This window comes from Blautia sp. HCP3S3_B11, assembly GCF_052064435.1.
Classification (GTDB): domain Bacteria; phylum Bacillota; class Clostridia; order Lachnospirales; family Lachnospiraceae; genus Blautia_A.
Window position 1 is genome coordinate 89,582 of record NZ_JBQHVP010000008.1, and the last position, 15,761, is coordinate 105,342.

17 protein-coding genes and 1 pseudogene are annotated in these 15,761 nt (G+C 39.6%); 3 read left to right on the plus strand and 15 right to left on the minus strand.

From position 1 onward, the window contains the following. Positions 1 to 85: 85 nt before the first annotated feature. The 6 genes and pseudogenes from ACTNC0_RS07780 to ACTNC0_RS07805 all read right to left on the minus strand — a co-directional run. Positions 86 to 880, minus strand: a pseudogene (locus tag ACTNC0_RS07780) (type IV secretory system conjugative DNA transfer family protein); the annotation flags it as partial. 224 nt (positions 881 to 1,104) lie between these two features. Continuing rightward, the gene (locus ACTNC0_RS07785) at positions 1,105 to 1,581 is read right to left on the minus strand and encodes a PcfB family protein (protein ID WP_441086925.1); all 477 of its coding nucleotides are present in this window, start codon (positions 1,579 to 1,581) and stop codon (positions 1,105 to 1,107) included. Positions 1,582 to 1,830: 249 nt separating this feature from the next. Further along, positions 1,831 to 2,136, minus strand: coding sequence for a hypothetical protein (locus tag ACTNC0_RS07790; protein ID WP_441086926.1), 306 nt, complete (start codon positions 2,134 to 2,136; stop codon positions 1,831 to 1,833). A gap of 94 nt (positions 2,137 to 2,230) precedes the next feature. Then, a complete protein-coding gene (locus tag ACTNC0_RS07795) occupies positions 2,231 to 3,271 on the minus strand; it encodes an HNH endonuclease (RefSeq protein ID WP_441086927.1) in 1,041 nt (346 codons plus the stop codon). A gap of 126 nt (positions 3,272 to 3,397) precedes the next feature. Beyond that, a complete protein-coding gene (locus ACTNC0_RS07800; protein ID WP_441086928.1) occupies positions 3,398 to 4,045 on the minus strand; it encodes a hypothetical protein in 648 nt (215 codons plus the stop codon). 100 nt (positions 4,046 to 4,145) lie between these two features. Continuing rightward, positions 4,146 to 4,508, minus strand: a complete 363-nt coding sequence (locus ACTNC0_RS07805) for a hypothetical protein (RefSeq protein WP_441086929.1) — start codon at positions 4,506 to 4,508, stop codon at positions 4,146 to 4,148. A 169-nt stretch (positions 4,509 to 4,677) separates the two neighbouring features. Here ACTNC0_RS07805 and ACTNC0_RS07810 point away from each other — a divergent pair, with 169 nt between their 5' ends. Then, a complete protein-coding gene (locus ACTNC0_RS07810) occupies positions 4,678 to 4,884 on the plus strand; it encodes a helix-turn-helix domain-containing protein (RefSeq protein ID WP_035779437.1) in 207 nt (68 codons plus the stop codon). A 50-nt stretch (positions 4,885 to 4,934) separates the two neighbouring features. On the opposite strand, the gene ACTNC0_RS07815 is transcribed toward ACTNC0_RS07810, so the two are convergent. The 9 genes from ACTNC0_RS07815 to ACTNC0_RS07855 form a co-directional block, all read right to left on the minus strand. Continuing rightward, complete coding sequence (locus tag ACTNC0_RS07815; RefSeq protein ID WP_441086930.1) at positions 4,935 to 5,264, minus strand: DUF6050 family protein; 330 nt, start codon at positions 5,262 to 5,264, stop codon at positions 4,935 to 4,937. Continuing rightward, on the minus strand, positions 5,245 to 6,318 hold the full coding sequence (locus ACTNC0_RS07820) for a DUF6017 domain-containing protein (RefSeq protein ID WP_441086931.1): 1,074 nt from the start codon (positions 6,316 to 6,318) through the stop codon (positions 5,245 to 5,247). The genes ACTNC0_RS07815 and ACTNC0_RS07820 overlap by 20 nt, the downstream gene beginning before the upstream one ends. A gap of 15 nt (positions 6,319 to 6,333) precedes the next feature. Beyond that, positions 6,334 to 7,227 carry a ParB/RepB/Spo0J family partition protein gene (locus tag ACTNC0_RS07825; RefSeq protein WP_441086932.1) on the minus strand — a complete coding sequence of 298 codons (894 nt, stop codon included), beginning with the start codon at positions 7,225 to 7,227 and terminating at the stop codon, positions 6,334 to 6,336. Then, positions 7,220 to 8,002 (minus strand): ParA family protein, encoded by a 783-nt coding sequence (locus tag ACTNC0_RS07830; protein ID WP_441086933.1) that lies wholly within the window; start codon positions 8,000 to 8,002, stop codon positions 7,220 to 7,222. Before ACTNC0_RS07830 ends, ACTNC0_RS07825 begins: the two co-directional genes overlap by 8 nt. A 23-nt stretch (positions 8,003 to 8,025) precedes the next feature. Beyond that, positions 8,026 to 8,202, minus strand: coding sequence for a hypothetical protein (locus tag ACTNC0_RS07835; RefSeq protein WP_002582201.1), 177 nt, complete (start codon positions 8,200 to 8,202; stop codon positions 8,026 to 8,028). Next, positions 8,202 to 8,675 carry a DUF6075 family protein gene (locus tag ACTNC0_RS07840; protein ID WP_441044460.1) on the minus strand — a complete coding sequence of 158 codons (474 nt, stop codon included), beginning with the start codon at positions 8,673 to 8,675 and terminating at the stop codon, positions 8,202 to 8,204. The genes ACTNC0_RS07835 and ACTNC0_RS07840 overlap by 1 nt, the downstream gene beginning before the upstream one ends. 293 nt (positions 8,676 to 8,968) lie before the next feature. After that, positions 8,969 to 10,570, minus strand: a complete 1,602-nt coding sequence (lysS, locus tag ACTNC0_RS07845) for a lysine--tRNA ligase (RefSeq protein WP_441086934.1) — start codon at positions 10,568 to 10,570, stop codon at positions 8,969 to 8,971. A 265-nt stretch (positions 10,571 to 10,835) separates the two neighbouring features. Continuing rightward, positions 10,836 to 11,318 carry a transcription elongation factor GreA gene (greA, locus tag ACTNC0_RS07850; protein WP_117676877.1) on the minus strand — a complete coding sequence of 161 codons (483 nt, stop codon included), beginning with the start codon at positions 11,316 to 11,318 and terminating at the stop codon, positions 10,836 to 10,838. Positions 11,319 to 11,534: 216 nt separating this feature from the next. Continuing rightward, positions 11,535 to 12,500, minus strand: coding sequence for a glycosyltransferase family 2 protein (locus ACTNC0_RS07855; RefSeq protein ID WP_441086935.1), 966 nt, complete (start codon positions 12,498 to 12,500; stop codon positions 11,535 to 11,537). Positions 12,501 to 12,986: 486 nt separating this feature from the next. On the opposite strand from ACTNC0_RS07855, the gene ACTNC0_RS07860 reads away from it, so the two are divergent. Further along, the gene (locus tag ACTNC0_RS07860) at positions 12,987 to 14,579 is read left to right on the plus strand and encodes a DUF6020 family protein (protein ID WP_441086936.1); all 1,593 of its coding nucleotides are present in this window, start codon (positions 12,987 to 12,989) and stop codon (positions 14,577 to 14,579) included. A 45-nt stretch (positions 14,580 to 14,624) separates the two neighbouring features. Then, positions 14,625 to 15,704, plus strand: a complete 1,080-nt coding sequence (locus ACTNC0_RS07865) for a polysaccharide pyruvyl transferase family protein (protein ID WP_441086937.1) — start codon at positions 14,625 to 14,627, stop codon at positions 15,702 to 15,704. Positions 15,705 to 15,761: the final 57 nt, after the last annotated feature.

Consider the following 15,761-nt stretch of genomic DNA (forward strand, 5'->3'; position numbering starts at 1 on the left):
TCCTTTCCTCTGTATTTGAACCTAAAAGTAATAAGCTCAAAGAGAATTTCTAATATGTACTAAAAAGTCTCTTTCATCTTATTACACCGGCAGCAAGTTTGTACTTTTTGTACTGTCTTACTGCAAAATGATTGGGTTTATCCGCTTCCAGCTCCTCAAACAATAAATCTACGGCATTTTTGAAATTCTCATCGTCCTCTCTGGCTTCGCTGGCATCAATCATATCAATCAGCATTGCGAAATTTTGCTCCTCTTCCGGAGCTTCATACCAGATATAAGCAATAAGAGCCGTGTAATAGAGCTTTTCAGCCTTGACCCAGAAGTCCTCACCGGATTGCTGTCCCTCTCCTTTGGTGTTGACTATAATCGTGTTTACAAGTTTCAAAATATCCTTTTCGCTTCGAATATAGGCGAAAGGATTGTAATGCATGGATTTAGCAAAGTTTATGGTATTCAAAACTTTTATCTTGTACTTGCCCTTCTTTAGCATTTTTCCGCACTCAACCAGTACCGTTCCTTTCGGATCAGTGACAACATAAGACGAGTGCATCTGCATCAGGTTCGGCTTCACAAAAAAGCGAGTCTTACCAGAACCGGAACCACCGATAACAAGAATATTTTTATTTCTTGCGTACTTCGGCTCTTTCGGTCTGCCAGACATCATCAGCCGTTCCGTCTGTGTCAGAAGGACATTATTTTCAAACACAGAGTCCATATATGGCTCTATGTCCTTGGCATTTCCCCACCTTGCGGAACCGTATTCTACACCCTGCCGGAACTTCTTGGCATTCTTGGCTTTGTAATACACCACAAGGCGGAGCGCTATGCCACCTACCACACCAATCAATAAATCTCTTGGGTGGAAGCTGGGCAAAGGATTGGCAAACAGCTTATCAAAACGGTTCATGACTGCCATCATCTTATCAGAAGCATTTGTACCTTCTGATACTCTCCACAGCCATGCAACCTTATCACAGAAATATCCAACAAAGATATAGGGCAGATTCAAAAGCACCAGCTTCTTGGTATCCATACCGCCGGCTTTTGCTTTCAGATTTTTCGGGATAGCCTTCAGGTCTTTGGTTATGCCTTCAATGATGTTACTCAAAGGCTCTGCCCCCTGTCCTTATTCTTTTCCCGGCTCCGTTCTCTGTTCTTATTCTGTGATACTGCATCCCTGAAGCGTTTCAGTTTCTCCCTTACGGAAGTCCTGCCCTTTCGTTTCTCATTACCATAAACAAATTCCTTGAATGCCTGTGCTACCGCATCGGCATCCCTGCCCTTGAAAAATACCACATATTTCGATGGGTCCGTTGTTTTGTCTTTCTTGACGGCGAAATCAACATTATATTTACGAGCTACCCGCTCAAAGGATTTGATATTGCCGTCCGTCACTTCGATAGACGAAACTCCCACGCCTTCGCCAACCAGCTTTTTCACAGAAGTTTTACCATGCGTTTTCTGCGCTTTCTGTCTGCGGTGGTTCAGATACATCCGCATTGCAGCCTTTAAGACGTTGGCATCCAGTTTAGCGGTCTTAATTACAAGAGCGATTGTTTTCTGCGTTACTTCCTCTTGCATAAGTACCTCCGTTCTGTATCTTCCTGTGCGTATGCTCCGCTAAGGTGGAACATACAGCCGATGTAATAAATACCTCATAATTCTCCTTTCCGCTTCTGGACATCGTGTCCAAAAGCAATAAAAAAAGGGCAGCTATAAATCTCTCGACTTATAACTGCCCTGACGCTGTTTTAGTACTGTATTATATTATTATCCATATTGGTAAACTGAAACTTGCATGAATTTAATAAACGGATCAATCACTAATAATTATAAATAATCCTCAATAATTGCTGTTAATTCTTCAATATAATTTTCTACTTCATGTTCCGCATCATTCTCATCCGGATATGTAAATATACTATCATATTTGCATAAAAACTCGTCATATTGTGTTTCACTACTCTGCAATCCTTTTGCATGAATATAGGATACAACCATGACAGCAGCATCCATAGGACGAGATTCAAAGTTATCAGCATCAGCTAAACCAGAAACTCCGGCTCTATCACATTTGAATAATCTACGAACTTGATGTTCTAATTCTATCGCATCACTATGCTGTATTCTGAACATACACTTCACCTCCCAATACTGTTTCTTGTTTTTCACAATTCTTCAATTTACCAATAATAATATACCACACTTGCTTACTCTGATACTCTTAATTTTATTCTTTTCGAACAAAATTAAACTCTCCATTACCCATTACAATATTATCTGAGCAATCATTCATGGTCCCAAAGTTCAATGTAATACTATGTTTTACATCTTTAGATACTTCTTTTTCTGACATATCCCACGTTCCCTCAGAAGACGTGTAAAAAGGAATTGGTGGAAACGGCATCTTTTCAAACTCGAAATTAGTACTGTTATCAGCATCTCTTGGAATTTCTACAAATAATGAATAACAACCATACGTTAAATTAAAAAGCATATATGGCTTATTCCAAACATCTTTTTTTCGTCGAAATAAAGCATAATGAGGATACTTCGTCACATTAAATCCCGGTATTATTTTATAACGAACAAGTAATTTTTTATTCTTGTAAAAATTAGAATGTTTAGGTTCACAAATCCATGTTATCACACTTGAAAAAAGATGCAATTCTTCAACAGGCATAACTGAGATTGCCATTTTTATAATTGTTTTAAATACTGCAATTGGGCAACATCTCCCTACTGGTTTTGAAATGGTAAGTGAATTGTTAGAAAGTAATAAATACTCATTACCAACTTCTCTACACTTGCGGATACATGGCATATTATCTTTAAAAAACACCTCAACACAATATTTTGCACAATCTTCAGTACGTTTATCACATGGTACTTTATATTTACATTTTGGTACACCATTCTTACCAGCAATCTGCATTATACTGTGATATAAACTAAAAAAATTGGCATATTCATTTTCGATAGTATCTCCAAAAAACTCGTTACATACATCACACTCATAATTTGAAGCTAAAACATGATTTCCAATAGATTCAGGAACGGCATGTGCAATCTTATTAAAGCTAACTTCGTCTTCGCCTTTACCACAAAACCGACATATTTTCTTTTTCGAATATCCTATTGTATGTATTCCATGTGATGGCTTTAGCAATCTAGAATTATCATCAAAATCTGGAGTACGAAGAATATCGTAAAATGACTCATAATACTCTATTCTTTCTGGTTCAATTGTCTCATTAATTCCTATTTTCATAATATATCTCCTAATTGATTTGACCTTATGTAAATTTCCGCCTTATCATAAACCGAATTGCTTACGCAAGAGTCATTTCTCGCATACAGCTAATCTACTTTTAAATTACAATACACTACCTATGTCCTAATAGAGATACATTGTATAGATCTCTGCATAAATATTATTACTTTCAGCTTTTACATTATCCAACAACAATGCCTGAAACAAAACATCCCCCACATTCTTCAGCTTAACCATTCCATACTCTTTTTCTTTAAACCCTTCAACCTGCATATCCTGCATGGCAGCTTCTTTTCTTGCCACCAGACAATGTGTATACAATGCCATGATATACTTGTCCGACATCAAGAAGGCATATGTTTCGTTCCCTTGATATGTATATCGGCACTTTTCCAGATTTTCTTGCGGTATGTCGAAATAACATCTGACCGTTTCCAGATATACATCTCCATTATACTGCGGTTTCAGCTTCTTTGCATATCTTCTGATTGTTGCAAATATATTATTTCTTTCCATGGCTGTCTTTGTTAGCTTAAATACAGGCTTTTTCCCACGCAAGTCCATATAAACATTATTTAAGATAGTCTTTCCGGCATACTGCTTGAAATCAGCTATCCTTAGCAAATAGGATAGCACCTCCAGCAATTTCTCCTTTGATGTTATCTCCTGATACGAATAATCCCCAAATTCAATATGATCCAGCTTCAAAGGGCAGCTCCCCTTCGCTATCTCACGCTCCATTACCCTGTTAATATCTCTCATTGATTCCATTTGTCTGTTTCTCCTTCCCGCTTCTAGACATCATGTCCAAAAGCATAAAAAAAGCAGCTACAAGTATTTCACTCATAACTGCCCTGACGCTGTTTCTCGATTATTCTATTCCTGCCGTTTTTGCAAATTCGGCTTTTCTATTCATAAGTTCCTCTTGTTTCTCCTTTGGAAGACACCGGAATATCTCATGATATCCCATTCCTGCCATCGGTGTTCCTTTTGCCAGAAGAAAAAGCTGCGTGTCAAACCATTCCTCCCACAAGTTCTCAAACATGCTCCGGCTGTCCGTAAAGGTTATTGCATCTTCAAAACCCTGTGGCGGTCTATAATACTGTAATTTAACAAAACCGTATCTTCCCGCATCCACGACAAGTATATTCTCAATCTCATACAACTCTGCAAAAGCATCTGCAACCTTTCTGCATTTTTCCCTTTCACTGTCTGTAATGTATATTTCTTTCACAATTAACCATCCTCCTGTTTCAAAACCACACTACCTGCATCTATATCCTCAATCTCCAGAAATAAACCATTATTGTCTTTACCATTTACATACTTTATGGTGCATACACGCACCATATTATTATAAGTTCCCTGCCATTAAAATACAAGTTAGGAAAGGAGTTGCCTGTATGATTAAATATGATCCACTTTGGCAAACGCTTAAGGCTAAGAACATCAGTCAGTACCAGCTCATTAAAGATTATGGCATTGACAAAGCACAGCTTCAGCGGCTCCGGCAAAATATGGTGGTAAAGACCATTATTCTGAACAGGCTATGTCAGATACTTGACTGCCGGATTGAAGATATTATGGAATATGTTCCAGATGACAAGTAGAGGTATTGTTTATGATTGATTGACAATGCCTTTTTTGTTGCTTTTTTCTTTTACACCTTTGGACAATGTGTCCAGAAGTGTCCTGCTATTACTTTTATTATCTCCGTAAATATAACGATAATCCTCACAAAAACAATAATACCACCAATCAGACCTCCAACGATACAATTCAGTGCCAGTATTCCCATACTTCCTGCAATTCCAAAATTCTTCGGTACAAGAAACATACACATTTTTCTGATACCATAAGGACATCCTACCAAAATCCAATAGAGGAAATAATCAAACCCATCTGCTTTATTGCAAACCGGATAACAGGTAATCATCCACAGAACAAGAACACATAGCGGAATAATTATTTTAAACAATGCCTTTTTCATGCCAGCCACCTCCGTACATATCGTGCTGCACCTCCTGCTGATAATAATGGTTTATCGTTGAGGGTGCATTATAAAGAGCAGTAACCATATATGCCTTGATATTGGTTATTTTCGTATTTGTATCATGCATACAGCCAATCACATACTCCAGATGTCCACTATTCAGCTTCAGGAATTTAGATTTTACAAGCTCATAAGGATAATCCTCTCCTGCAATCCGGATTGTTGTACGCTTTACGCATACAACCTCACAGATAACCTCAAAAAGCTCCTCATACAAAGCCTTGTTCTGCCAGTCATCGTACTTCATGTGATGCTCATATTCGATATTATCCTTAATCAGTTCTATGTATGCATTGACATCATCCATCAAATCAATCCTTTTTTCCGACTTACTCTCATTGCCAGATTGATTGATAGGATTGGTATAACTCATATCAATATAGCTCTGGTTAGTTTTATTATAGTTAGTATAAATAGGGTCTGCTTTATGAACTTCTGCAAGTTCACTTTCTGAACCTCTTGAAGTCTGCATTGTGAACTTCTGGTGTTCTAAATCCTGAACCTCTTGAAGTTCAATTTCTGAACTTCTGGAAGTATGCATATTAAACTTCTTGAGGTTCAGTTTTTGAACTTCTGTGGATTTATCAGCATTATCGGACTTTTCTTCTGTCTGTGCATCAGTAATTGTAGAAAAATTCTTCACATAAATTATGTCCGGCTTTCCAAGTCCACGGCGTTTCTTTTCAATCAGACCGATTCCATTTTCGGTATCAAGCTCTTTCATAATCTTAACGCAGGTTGCCTTTGCACATCCCAAATCTTCCATAATGGCATCCACCGTATAAATGATGTAAGCTCGGTTTTCATCATCCAACCAGCCGTTTTTCATGGATAATGACATTCTGTCAAGCATCAGCCCATAGAGGAGCTTAGCATCACTGCTAAGCCCCTTAAATCTCTCGTCTTTAATCAAAAGTCGGGGAACACGATAAAAAGAGAACTGCTCTGCTTCAATTCCGTAGTAATAATCAAAGTTTATTGTATCGCCCACTTTACCGTGCCTCCTTTACTGCTTATTCGTCGCCTTTCCGGTGTTCCATTCTTCCAATAGCTGATAGATAATATTTTCTATATCTTCACTGGAATAATCCTCCGTAAAATATCTGCTGATTTTATCAGCTTTGATTGTAACTTTTCTTTCCTTTGGCTTTTCCTCCGTCAATATCAGTCTTACCATTGGCAGAGTCAGCTCGCCGTTTTTCCCATATTCCTTTAACTTTGATGATTGGGTAGTCGAGATAGCTGCACCCGTTTCTTCAAGAATGACCTTCACCCATTCCTGTGCCTGCTCTGTCAGAAAAGATATGTCAACACCCTGTACCAGACCGATTTTTTTCTTATCAACCATATCCAGCAATTCATCTGACAGACGTGCAAGCCATATATATCGCTGAACCGTCTTTCCACTCTCTCCGGCTGCTTCTCCCACTTCATCAAGGCTGCTTCCATTTCCTTTTTTGCCTTGATGCTTCATGGCTTCATACTTCATGGAATAGGCTTTTGCCTTTTCACTTGGGAGAATATCTTCCCTCTGGATATTAGTATCTACCATAATCACCGTAGCTTCATCATCATTGTAATCTCTGATAAACATAGGCATAGTGGAAAGACCTGCAAGCTCACAGCCATGTTTTCTGCGGTGTCCGGCGATTATCTCATAACCGCCCTCTGCCCTCGGTCTTGCAATACCGGGCATAAGCACACCATAATTTTTGATACTCTCCACTGTCTCCTGCATTTTCTCATCATCCAGCACCTTAAAAGGGTGTCCTCTGAACTCATAAAGCTCTGAAAGAGGTATCTCCTGCACCTGATTGGTGCCTGCTGTCATATCAGAAGCACCGAATAAATCATCAAAACTGTTTAGCTTTACCTTTGCCGCACTTCCTGCCTTATTCATTGCCAAGCACCTCCTCCGTCAAAGATTGATAGGCACTTGCTACTTTTCCCTTTGGGTCATGCTGATAGATGCTGACGCCCTCTGCCGAAATCTCGGCAGCTCTTACGGAAATCGGAATACTATTCTCAAATATCCTCACTTTGTTTCCATAATTCTCAATCAGCAATGCACTGATGTCCTTTGCATAATTTGTTCTGCTGTCAACCATGGTCAGCAAAATACCCTCAATGGACAGCTTTGGGTTAATCTGACGCTTCACCTTACCAATGGTCTTGATAAGCTGTTCCAAACCTTTCACTGGCAGATATGCCGCCTGTACCGGGATTAAGATACTATCCGCACAGACAAATGCATTTATGGTTATCATGCCAAGTGAAGGCATACAGTCAATCAGGATATAATCATATCTGTCTTTCACCTGCTCTATGTAGGAACGCATCACAAGCTCCCTGCTCATGACATTTACCAAGGATACCTCCAGACCGGATAATTCGATATTACCGGGCATAAGGTCAATTCCTTCCTCATGCCTTAAAATACCGTAATCATCTTCCATTTCCACATCATTGATGATATTTGCCATCACAGTCGCAAGTGTTTCCTCCAGCTTGTCCGGCTCTGTAAATCCCAAACTTGCAGTCAAACTGCCCTGTGCGTCCGCATCTATCAGCAGAACTCTCTTGCCCTGCTTTGCCAGTCCTATTCCCAAGTTGCTTGTTGTGGTAGTCTTTCCGACTCCGCCTTTTTGATTTGCGATTGCTATTATTTTACACATGATACATTCTCCTTTACTCTTTGCTAACTTTCTGCTACATTAGTCTTTTTCACTTCTACATACGCTCTGTAAAACTTCTTTGTCCCTTTATTCGGGTATAAATCTGAAAACTCTGTCACTTCGATTTTGGAATTTCTCTGCAAAATCTTCCCAAACCATTTAATATCATTCTTTGTTCCCATCAATCGAACTTTTAACATCAATCTGCTCCTCCAAACAGGGCATACAGTTTCCGGTTATAGGTTGCATACTCCGGATACCGGATTTGTATCGCCTGCCAAAAATATGGTGCATAGGCACAGCAGAATAATTCCTCCACTGTGTACTGCCTGCACTCGTTAATCCGCTCCTCTTCGTCCGTGTAATCATCCACGCTTGGTGTGGCATTGCAATATAGATTAAATGCCATTCTGACTACTTTCACGCTTCCGCTGGTCTGCCAGCCTTCATGCAAACATTCTGTTTTTACACAGCCTGTCTTAAAATCATAAATGCGATTCGCATTCCTTCTGGTATCATCGTTAATGCCGAGGCAATAGCAAAGTGCCTTGTGGTACACATCCTGATACCTTACTTCTTCTAATTTCTCGTAGTAGAATTTCTCATGTGCTTCACTGATAAAAATAATGCTCTCTTTCTTTGTGTTTTCTGCTCCTAACGCTGTACTATTCATGCTTTATTCCTCCAATTCTTTATTTTTGACCATAACCACACTCGCAGCATAGCTGCTCGTTGTCGCGGCATTCGCCAAATGCTCATGCAAGCATGGCACTTGGCTCATTGCAACACGCAAAAAGGACACTCCCAAATTCTCACTTGGAAAGTGTCCTTGAAGTACAAAATATAAAATTGAATGTCGCACAAAACGTATTATTAAGTATTATTCCGTATTATGCGTAGCAAATTTGTAGTAAATTTGTAGTAAATCACAACTTGTAATCGCTGAAACCCTTGATTTTACTGGATTTATTTATCTAAAGACTTCATCGTCGGGAACAGAAGAACGTCACGGATTGCTGCACTGTCTGTAAGCAGCATAACCAGACGGTCGATTCCGTATCCGATACCACCTGTTGGCGGCATACCGATTTCCAGTGCATTCAGGAAGTCTTCATCTGTATGTTCTGCTTCGTCATCTCCTGCTGCCGCATTTGCATCCTGTGCTGCGAAACGCTCACGCTGGTCGATTGGGTCGTTCAGTTCGGAGTATGCGTTACACATTTCCCATGTATTGATGAAAAGTTCGAAACGTTCTACCTTTGAAGGGTCGGAAGGTTTCTTCTTTGTCAGCGGAGAAATCTCAATCGGGTGATCCATGATAAATGTCGGCTGGATCAGTTCTTTCTCACAGAATTCTTCGAAGAAGAGGTTGATGATATCACCTTTCTTGTGACGTTCTTCATATTCAATATGATGTTCCTCAGCAAGTTTCTTAGCTGCTTCATCATCTGCTACTTCGTCGAAATCAATTCCTGTATATTTCTTAATTGCATCGTTCATTGTCAGACGTTCGAAAGGTTTTCCAAGGTCGATCTCAATTCCCTTATAGGAAATCTTAGTAGATCCGCAAACCTTTTCTGCCAGATAACGGAACATGGACTCTGTCAGTTCCATCATTCCTTCGTAATCTGTATATGCCTGATAAAGTTCCATCAGAGTGAACTCCGGGTTATGACGGGTATCAACACCTTCGTTACGGAATACACGACCGATCTCGAAAACTCTCTCAAGACCACCAACAATCAGTCTCTTCAGATAAAGTTCCAGAGAAATACGAAGCTTAACATCTTCGTTCAGTGCATTGTAATGTGTTTCGAATGGTCTTGCTGCTGCTCCACCTGCATTTGCAACAAGCATTGGAGTTTCAACTTCCATGAAATCACGGTCTGCAAGGAAGTTACGGATCTCTTTGAGGATTTTTGAACGTTTGATAAATACTTCTTTGCTGTCCTGATTCATAATAAGATCCACATATCTCTGACGGTAACGTGTATCTGTATCTGTCAGACCATGGAATTTCTCAGGAAGGATCTGCAAGCTCTTGGAGAGAAGAGTCATGCTCTCTGCATGAATGGAAATCTCACCTGTTCTTGTTCTGAATGCAAAACCTTCCAGTCCAAAGATATCGCCGATATCAGATTTCTTGAAGTCTGCATAAGAGTCTGCTCCGATTGCATCTCTTGCTACATATACCTGGATATTTCCCTGTAAATCCTGGATGTTGCAGAAAGAAGCTTTACCCATAACTCTCTTAAACATCATACGGCCCGCGATTGATACGTGGATCGGACTTGCGTCCATGATGCTTCTTCTTTCTTCGTAATCTTTCTTAACAGCTTCCTTTGCCTGTTCTTCATCAAGACCGGTTACATCTACTTCCTGACGGTCTTTGAGAAGTTCTGCCTCATGTGCTTCGTAAAGGTTCTTCACTTCGAGTGAGTGATGAGTCTGGTTAAATTTTGTGATCTGAAATGGATCTTTTCCGTTAGCCTGAAGATCTGCAAGTTTCTCACGACGTACCTTCAGTAACTGGTTTAAATCCTGTTCCTGCTGCTTCTGCTGTGCCACCTTGGTTCCTCCTTATATTCTTGTATTTATTTGATTAATCATAACTATTCAGAAGTCTACTATCCCGCGAGGTGTTTTGGCATGAGCATGCCAAAATCCCGAGACATACGAGTCAAAATCCCATCGCCGAAGGCGATTTTTAATGGATTTTGACTCGTAACTGTGAAGGTACTGAACAGTTTACGATTAATCTTTTATAGTCACAGAAAGGTGCGCGTCATGCTCTGCATGGAAAATCTTTACGCGCACCTCAGTCATCCGTTTCTTATACGTTTCTCTGGATCTCCAGAACTTTGTATTTCATGATTCCGGCTGGCATCTCAACTTCTACTACATCACCTGTGTGAGCACCCATAAGTGCTTTTCCAACAGGAGATTCGTTGGAGATCTTGCCTTCAAGGCTGTTAGCCTCTGTGGAACCTACAATTTTCAGTTCGATATCTTCTTCAAATTCGAAATCGTGTACTTTTACTTTACATCCAACGCTGATCTTGTCAAGGTCTACTTCATCCTCAACTACAACTTCAGCATTCTTTAAGATCTTCTCGATTTCTTCGATACGTGCTTCAATGTCTCTCTGTTCGTCTTTCGCTGCATCGTATTCCGCATTCTCTGATAAGTCGCCCTGTTCTCTGGCTTCCTTAATTTTCTCTGCTACTTCTTTTCTCTTTACTACCTTTAAATCATGCAGCTCTTCTTCTAATTTTTTAAGTCCTGCATAAGTTAGTAAGTTTTTCTTTTCTTCCATAATAACCTTACTCCCTTTCAACATCCGGTATATAGTCTATGGTGTCTTATATACACCCCGGATCACTACATGGATTTATGTGCTTCCTGATACATCATACCTAAAAAAGGGCAGACTTATTCTAGGATATTCACAATTTCTGTATTATACAAAAAAGCGCCTGGATTGTCAAGCATTCCAGACGCCTTTCATTGCTTCATTTCATTGCTCTGTCCATTACTCTTTTATTTCCCGTTTCTCTTTTTCACAGAGTTCTTTAAATCTGTCAGATACTGTGTTCAGTTCAAACTCAAAGTTCTGTTTATGCTGATGTACCAACGTAGACAGGATAATACCTGAGAACCAGCAGATAATTGCTGTAAGAATCACAAAACAGATAACGATCAGGCTTGGGATTTTTGTAACAACTCCCATCTTAATATATTTTTTCAGAATAGGAATAAAAAAGATAATTCCAAGCACAAATAAAATCCCCGCAATCGTTGAAAAGAACTGTAACGGCTTATAGTCTTTATACATTCTGAATATGGTTTTTAGCACTTTTGCTCCGTCTGAATATGTATTCAGCTTTGATTCGCTGCCTTCCTGACGGTCTCTGTAATCTACGATCACATTGTCGACCCGCATTTTCTTATCAATTGCGTGGATGGTCATCTCTGTTTCAATTTCAAAATTTCTGGAAAGAACAGGAAAAGTTTTCACGAAGCGATAACTCATGGCACGGTAGCCGGTCATAATATCTTTAATATTACTGCGAAAAAGCCGATTGATAAACGCTCTGACAATTGTATTTCCAAAATTGTGGAACGGGCGCTTATTCTCTGTAAAATAAGTGGAAGAAAGCCTGTCTCCCACCACCATATCTGTCCTGTCATTCAGAACTTTATCACACATTTCTCTGGCATATTCAGCCGGATATGTATCGTCTCCATCCACCATAATGTAACACCGTGCGTCAATGTCCCGGAACATACTCCGGATTACGTTTCCTTTTCCCTGCTGATATTCATAACGGACTACTGCACCTTCTCCTCTGGCAATCTCATCTGTTCCATCTGTTGAATTATTATCATATACATAAATCGTTGCCTCCGGCAGCTCCCTTTTCATATCCTGGATTACTTTGGCAATCGATTTACTTTCATTGTAGCAGGGAATCAGAACTGCTATTTCATCTAACATTGAAAGTTTCCTCCAAAATATATGTCTTTTCTCCTTCTGTTACACAAAAACAGCCCATTTCAGGGCTTTCTGCTATTTACGATTATTGCACACTGCCAGCTAATCGTCAACTATAAAAATTTCTCTGCTTATCATTTACTTTTTTCTTTAATGTTGCTATATTTAAATAAGAATGGCGGCTTTTTCCGGCAGAACAGGTCCCCATAAACATATAACAGAAAGGAAACACGTATCATGCCCAAAATATTAAAACATGATCTCAGTATTTTTATATACGCAATTCTCAGTACCCTTTTCTTTACTTTTGCGGTCACAGAAGATCATGTATTTTCCCTTTTTTCAGGTTCATCTGTCATTTCATCCTGCATACTGATTGTCTTATTTCTGGCATATAAAAAAATCATCTGGAATCAGCCTGACATATCCGGTATTTTTTTTCAGATACTGGCAGGAATTATTGTAATAGTTTTTACCATATGTTCCATTATGGGAGTATTCTATTCCGCAGATACCAGCCTGAAAAATGCTATCACTTCGCAAAAACTGGTTTTACCCGAGCTGCTGCTTGTGTTTCTGGGTGGAGCAATCTTTTTCCGGATAATGTTGAAGGCAGTTGGCAGTCTGTCACATCTCCATAACATCAAAGTTTCTGAGACATTTAAGACATTATTTTCTTTTTTATTTGAAAAAAAATGTTTTCTCAAATCTTTTATAGTCATGGGGATTCTGTGGCTTCCGCACCTGATTATCCGTTATCCCTTCACAGTCCCGATAGACAGTGAAGTCAGCCTTTTACAGTATTATGGCGTCTGCCCATATACCTCACAACATCCAATCATTTACACGCAGCTTCTGGGACGATTTTCCGATATGGGTGCGGCACTTGGCAGTCCGGTCATCGGTCTGACTATTCTGGCATTTATCCAGGCTTTATGTCTTTTACTGGTACTTGCCTATACAATTTCTACCATGAACAGGTTTAATGTTCCCCGCCACTGTCTATTTGGAACACTTATTATTTTTTCCGTTGCACCTGTCATTGCAGGATACGTTACTTCTCTGCTCATCGACATTTTTTACAATGTAGCTATTCTGCTGTTGATGAATGAACTGACATGGTATATTTTCAGAACAGATATTTACAAAAAGGACCTGAAACATCCAGTTCTTACCGTTATCGCCGTACTCGGTATGTTTTTCCGACAAAACGGTTTTTATGTTGTTGCAGTCCTGATTCTCTTTGCTGTATGCCGGGAGATATATCTCATCCTGCACAGAAAACAAACCATACGCTGGGCAATCCTGTTTCTTGCATTGCTGACCGTACCTTTATGTACAGGAAAGGTAAATACCTCTTTCTTATACGAAAAATATAATGTAGAAAAAATTTCCACACGTGCCATGTTCGCACTTCCACTGCAGCAAACTGCACGTTATATGCTTTATCACAGTGATGATTTGTCTGATGACGAATTGCAATCTATTTCTTCAGTAATCAAATATACACCTGAGGAATACGCCAGCCATTACAATCCTGCTAATTATGACGGAATCAAGCACGGCTTTAATAATAATGTTTCATCCAGAGAACTTCTCGATTTCCTTCATACATGGGTTAAATTGTTTTTTCGTCATCCCGGAACGTGCATCAATGCAACTTTAAATCAGAATTACTGCCTGTTCAGCCCTCTGAAAGATAATTCAAAATATTATTTGGGCGTCAGGAAAAAAATTGTCCAGATTAAAAATCCTGATTATTCTGATGTTTATCAGGCAGTATATTCTAATCAGGAAGCAAAAGCGGCTCTAAACTCTTATTATCTGGAATTCAGCAACATTCCAATATTAGGTCTCTGTGTAAATCAGGGCTTTACCGATTTTCTGCTCCTGACAGTATGTCTTTACGCTTTATGTAAAAAGAACGGCAGACTTCTGCTTCTCGGACTGCCTTTACTGCTTACTCTTGCTGTTACCTTCATCGGTCCGGCAGCATTGGGACATCCAAGATATACATTTCCGATCATCTATGCTCTGCCGCTGTTTCTCGGAATTTTTATAACTTCCGAATCCCTTTCATAATGTCGGATTATCCGACAGCTTTACTTTTTAAAACCGGAGGATTTTATGAATAAAAAAAGAATTGGTGTTATCACCTTCCACAATTATGACAACTATGGTGCAATCTTACAAAGCTATGCTCTGCAGAAAAAGCTCCGCGAGCTTGGTACTTACCCTGAGATCATCGATTACAGCTGTCAGTATATCAGTAATCCTTTCCGCCTGATCAACCTGAAGGAAAAAGGATTATTCAACTATATCTACGGTGCCATCGGACATATCTGCTATATTCCTCGCCGCCGCAAATGTGATCAGTTCCGTAAACACATGAAATACAGTGAACCTGTAACAAAAGGAAATATGCGGGCTGTTTCCGGTAAATATGATATTTATATTGCAGGAAGCGATCAGATCTGGGATTACAAGCTTACAAACTTTGACCAGACTTATTTTCTTGATTTCCCTGAAAAAGGAAAGAAAAAGTGCAGTTACGCTGCCAGTATCGGCGAACACATCCCGCCGGAACAGTTCCGCAATGATTACAGCCGTCTGTTGAATGATTTTGACGAAATCCTTGTCCGTGAGGATTACGGCGCAGACATTGTAAATGAACTCACCGGAAAGAAACCGGAAGTTGTCTGCGATCCTACTCTTCTTCTCACCGCAGATGAATGGAATAAATTACTGAAAGACCCCAAAATCAGAGGAAAATATATTCTGGTTTATCAGCTGGGAATCAATCCTGAGATTGTAAACTTTGCAAGACGTCTCAAAAAAGAAACCGGATACCGCATCGTATACATTCCATTCCCGCTTGTAGGCCTGCTGAAATGCCGCTGCGAAATCACTGTAGGTCCGGCTGAATGGATGGGATTGTTTAAAAATGCCGAATATGTAATCTCTGATTCCTTCCATGGAGTGGTATTTTCTCTGTTATTCAACCGTAAATTCTTTGCCAAAGCAGACGGCCATCATAAAAACCGCCGCGTAGAACAGCTTCTGAAACTGGTAAATCTTTCTGACCGCACAATGAATGATGTGTCTGATGAACAGCTTACAGAAGAGATTGACTTTACTTATGCAAATGAACAGATTGCAAATTTCCGCAATTTCTCATTACATAAGCTCAGCGAAATGGTAAAATAAATATCTGCCTGACAACAAAAAGAGATTTTCGTGATCCTGCTGTAAACAACAGATCCG

Coding starts and splice junctions, on each gene's coding strand:
- ACTNC0_RS07785 (WP_441086925.1), bottom strand. CDS start 1,581: ATGCAAGAGGAAGTAACGCAGAAAACAATCGCTCTTGTAATTAAGACC.
- ACTNC0_RS07815 (WP_441086930.1), bottom strand. CDS start 5,264: ATGAAAAAGGCATTGTTTAAAATAATTATTCCGCTATGTGTTCTTGTT.
- ACTNC0_RS07790 (WP_441086926.1), bottom strand. CDS start 2,136: ATGTTCAGAATACAGCATAGTGATGCGATAGAATTAGAACATCAAGTT.
- ACTNC0_RS07860 (WP_441086936.1), top strand. CDS start 12,987: ATGGGAGTATTCTATTCCGCAGATACCAGCCTGAAAAATGCTATCACT.
- ACTNC0_RS07835 (WP_002582201.1), bottom strand. CDS start 8,202: ATGTTAAAAGTTCGATTGATGGGAACAAAGAATGATATTAAATGGTTT.
- ACTNC0_RS07840 (WP_441044460.1), bottom strand. CDS start 8,675: ATGAATAGTACAGCGTTAGGAGCAGAAAACACAAAGAAAGAGAGCATT.
- ACTNC0_RS07795 (WP_441086927.1), bottom strand. CDS start 3,271: ATGAAAATAGGAATTAATGAGACAATTGAACCAGAAAGAATAGAGTAT.
- ACTNC0_RS07855 (WP_441086935.1), bottom strand. CDS start 12,500: ATGTTAGATGAAATAGCAGTTCTGATTCCCTGCTACAATGAAAGTAAA.
- ACTNC0_RS07865 (WP_441086937.1), top strand. CDS start 14,625: ATGAATAAAAAAAGAATTGGTGTTATCACCTTCCACAATTATGACAAC.
- ACTNC0_RS07800 (WP_441086928.1), bottom strand. CDS start 4,045: ATGGAATCAATGAGAGATATTAACAGGGTAATGGAGCGTGAGATAGCG.
- ACTNC0_RS07830 (WP_441086933.1), bottom strand. CDS start 8,002: ATGTGTAAAATAATAGCAATCGCAAATCAAAAAGGCGGAGTCGGAAAG.
- ACTNC0_RS07825 (WP_441086932.1), bottom strand. CDS start 7,227: ATGAATAAGGCAGGAAGTGCGGCAAAGGTAAAGCTAAACAGTTTTGAT.
- greA (WP_117676877.1), bottom strand. CDS start 11,318: ATGGAAGAAAAGAAAAACTTACTAACTTATGCAGGACTTAAAAAATTA.
- ACTNC0_RS07810 (WP_035779437.1), top strand. CDS start 4,678: ATGATTAAATATGATCCACTTTGGCAAACGCTTAAGGCTAAGAACATC.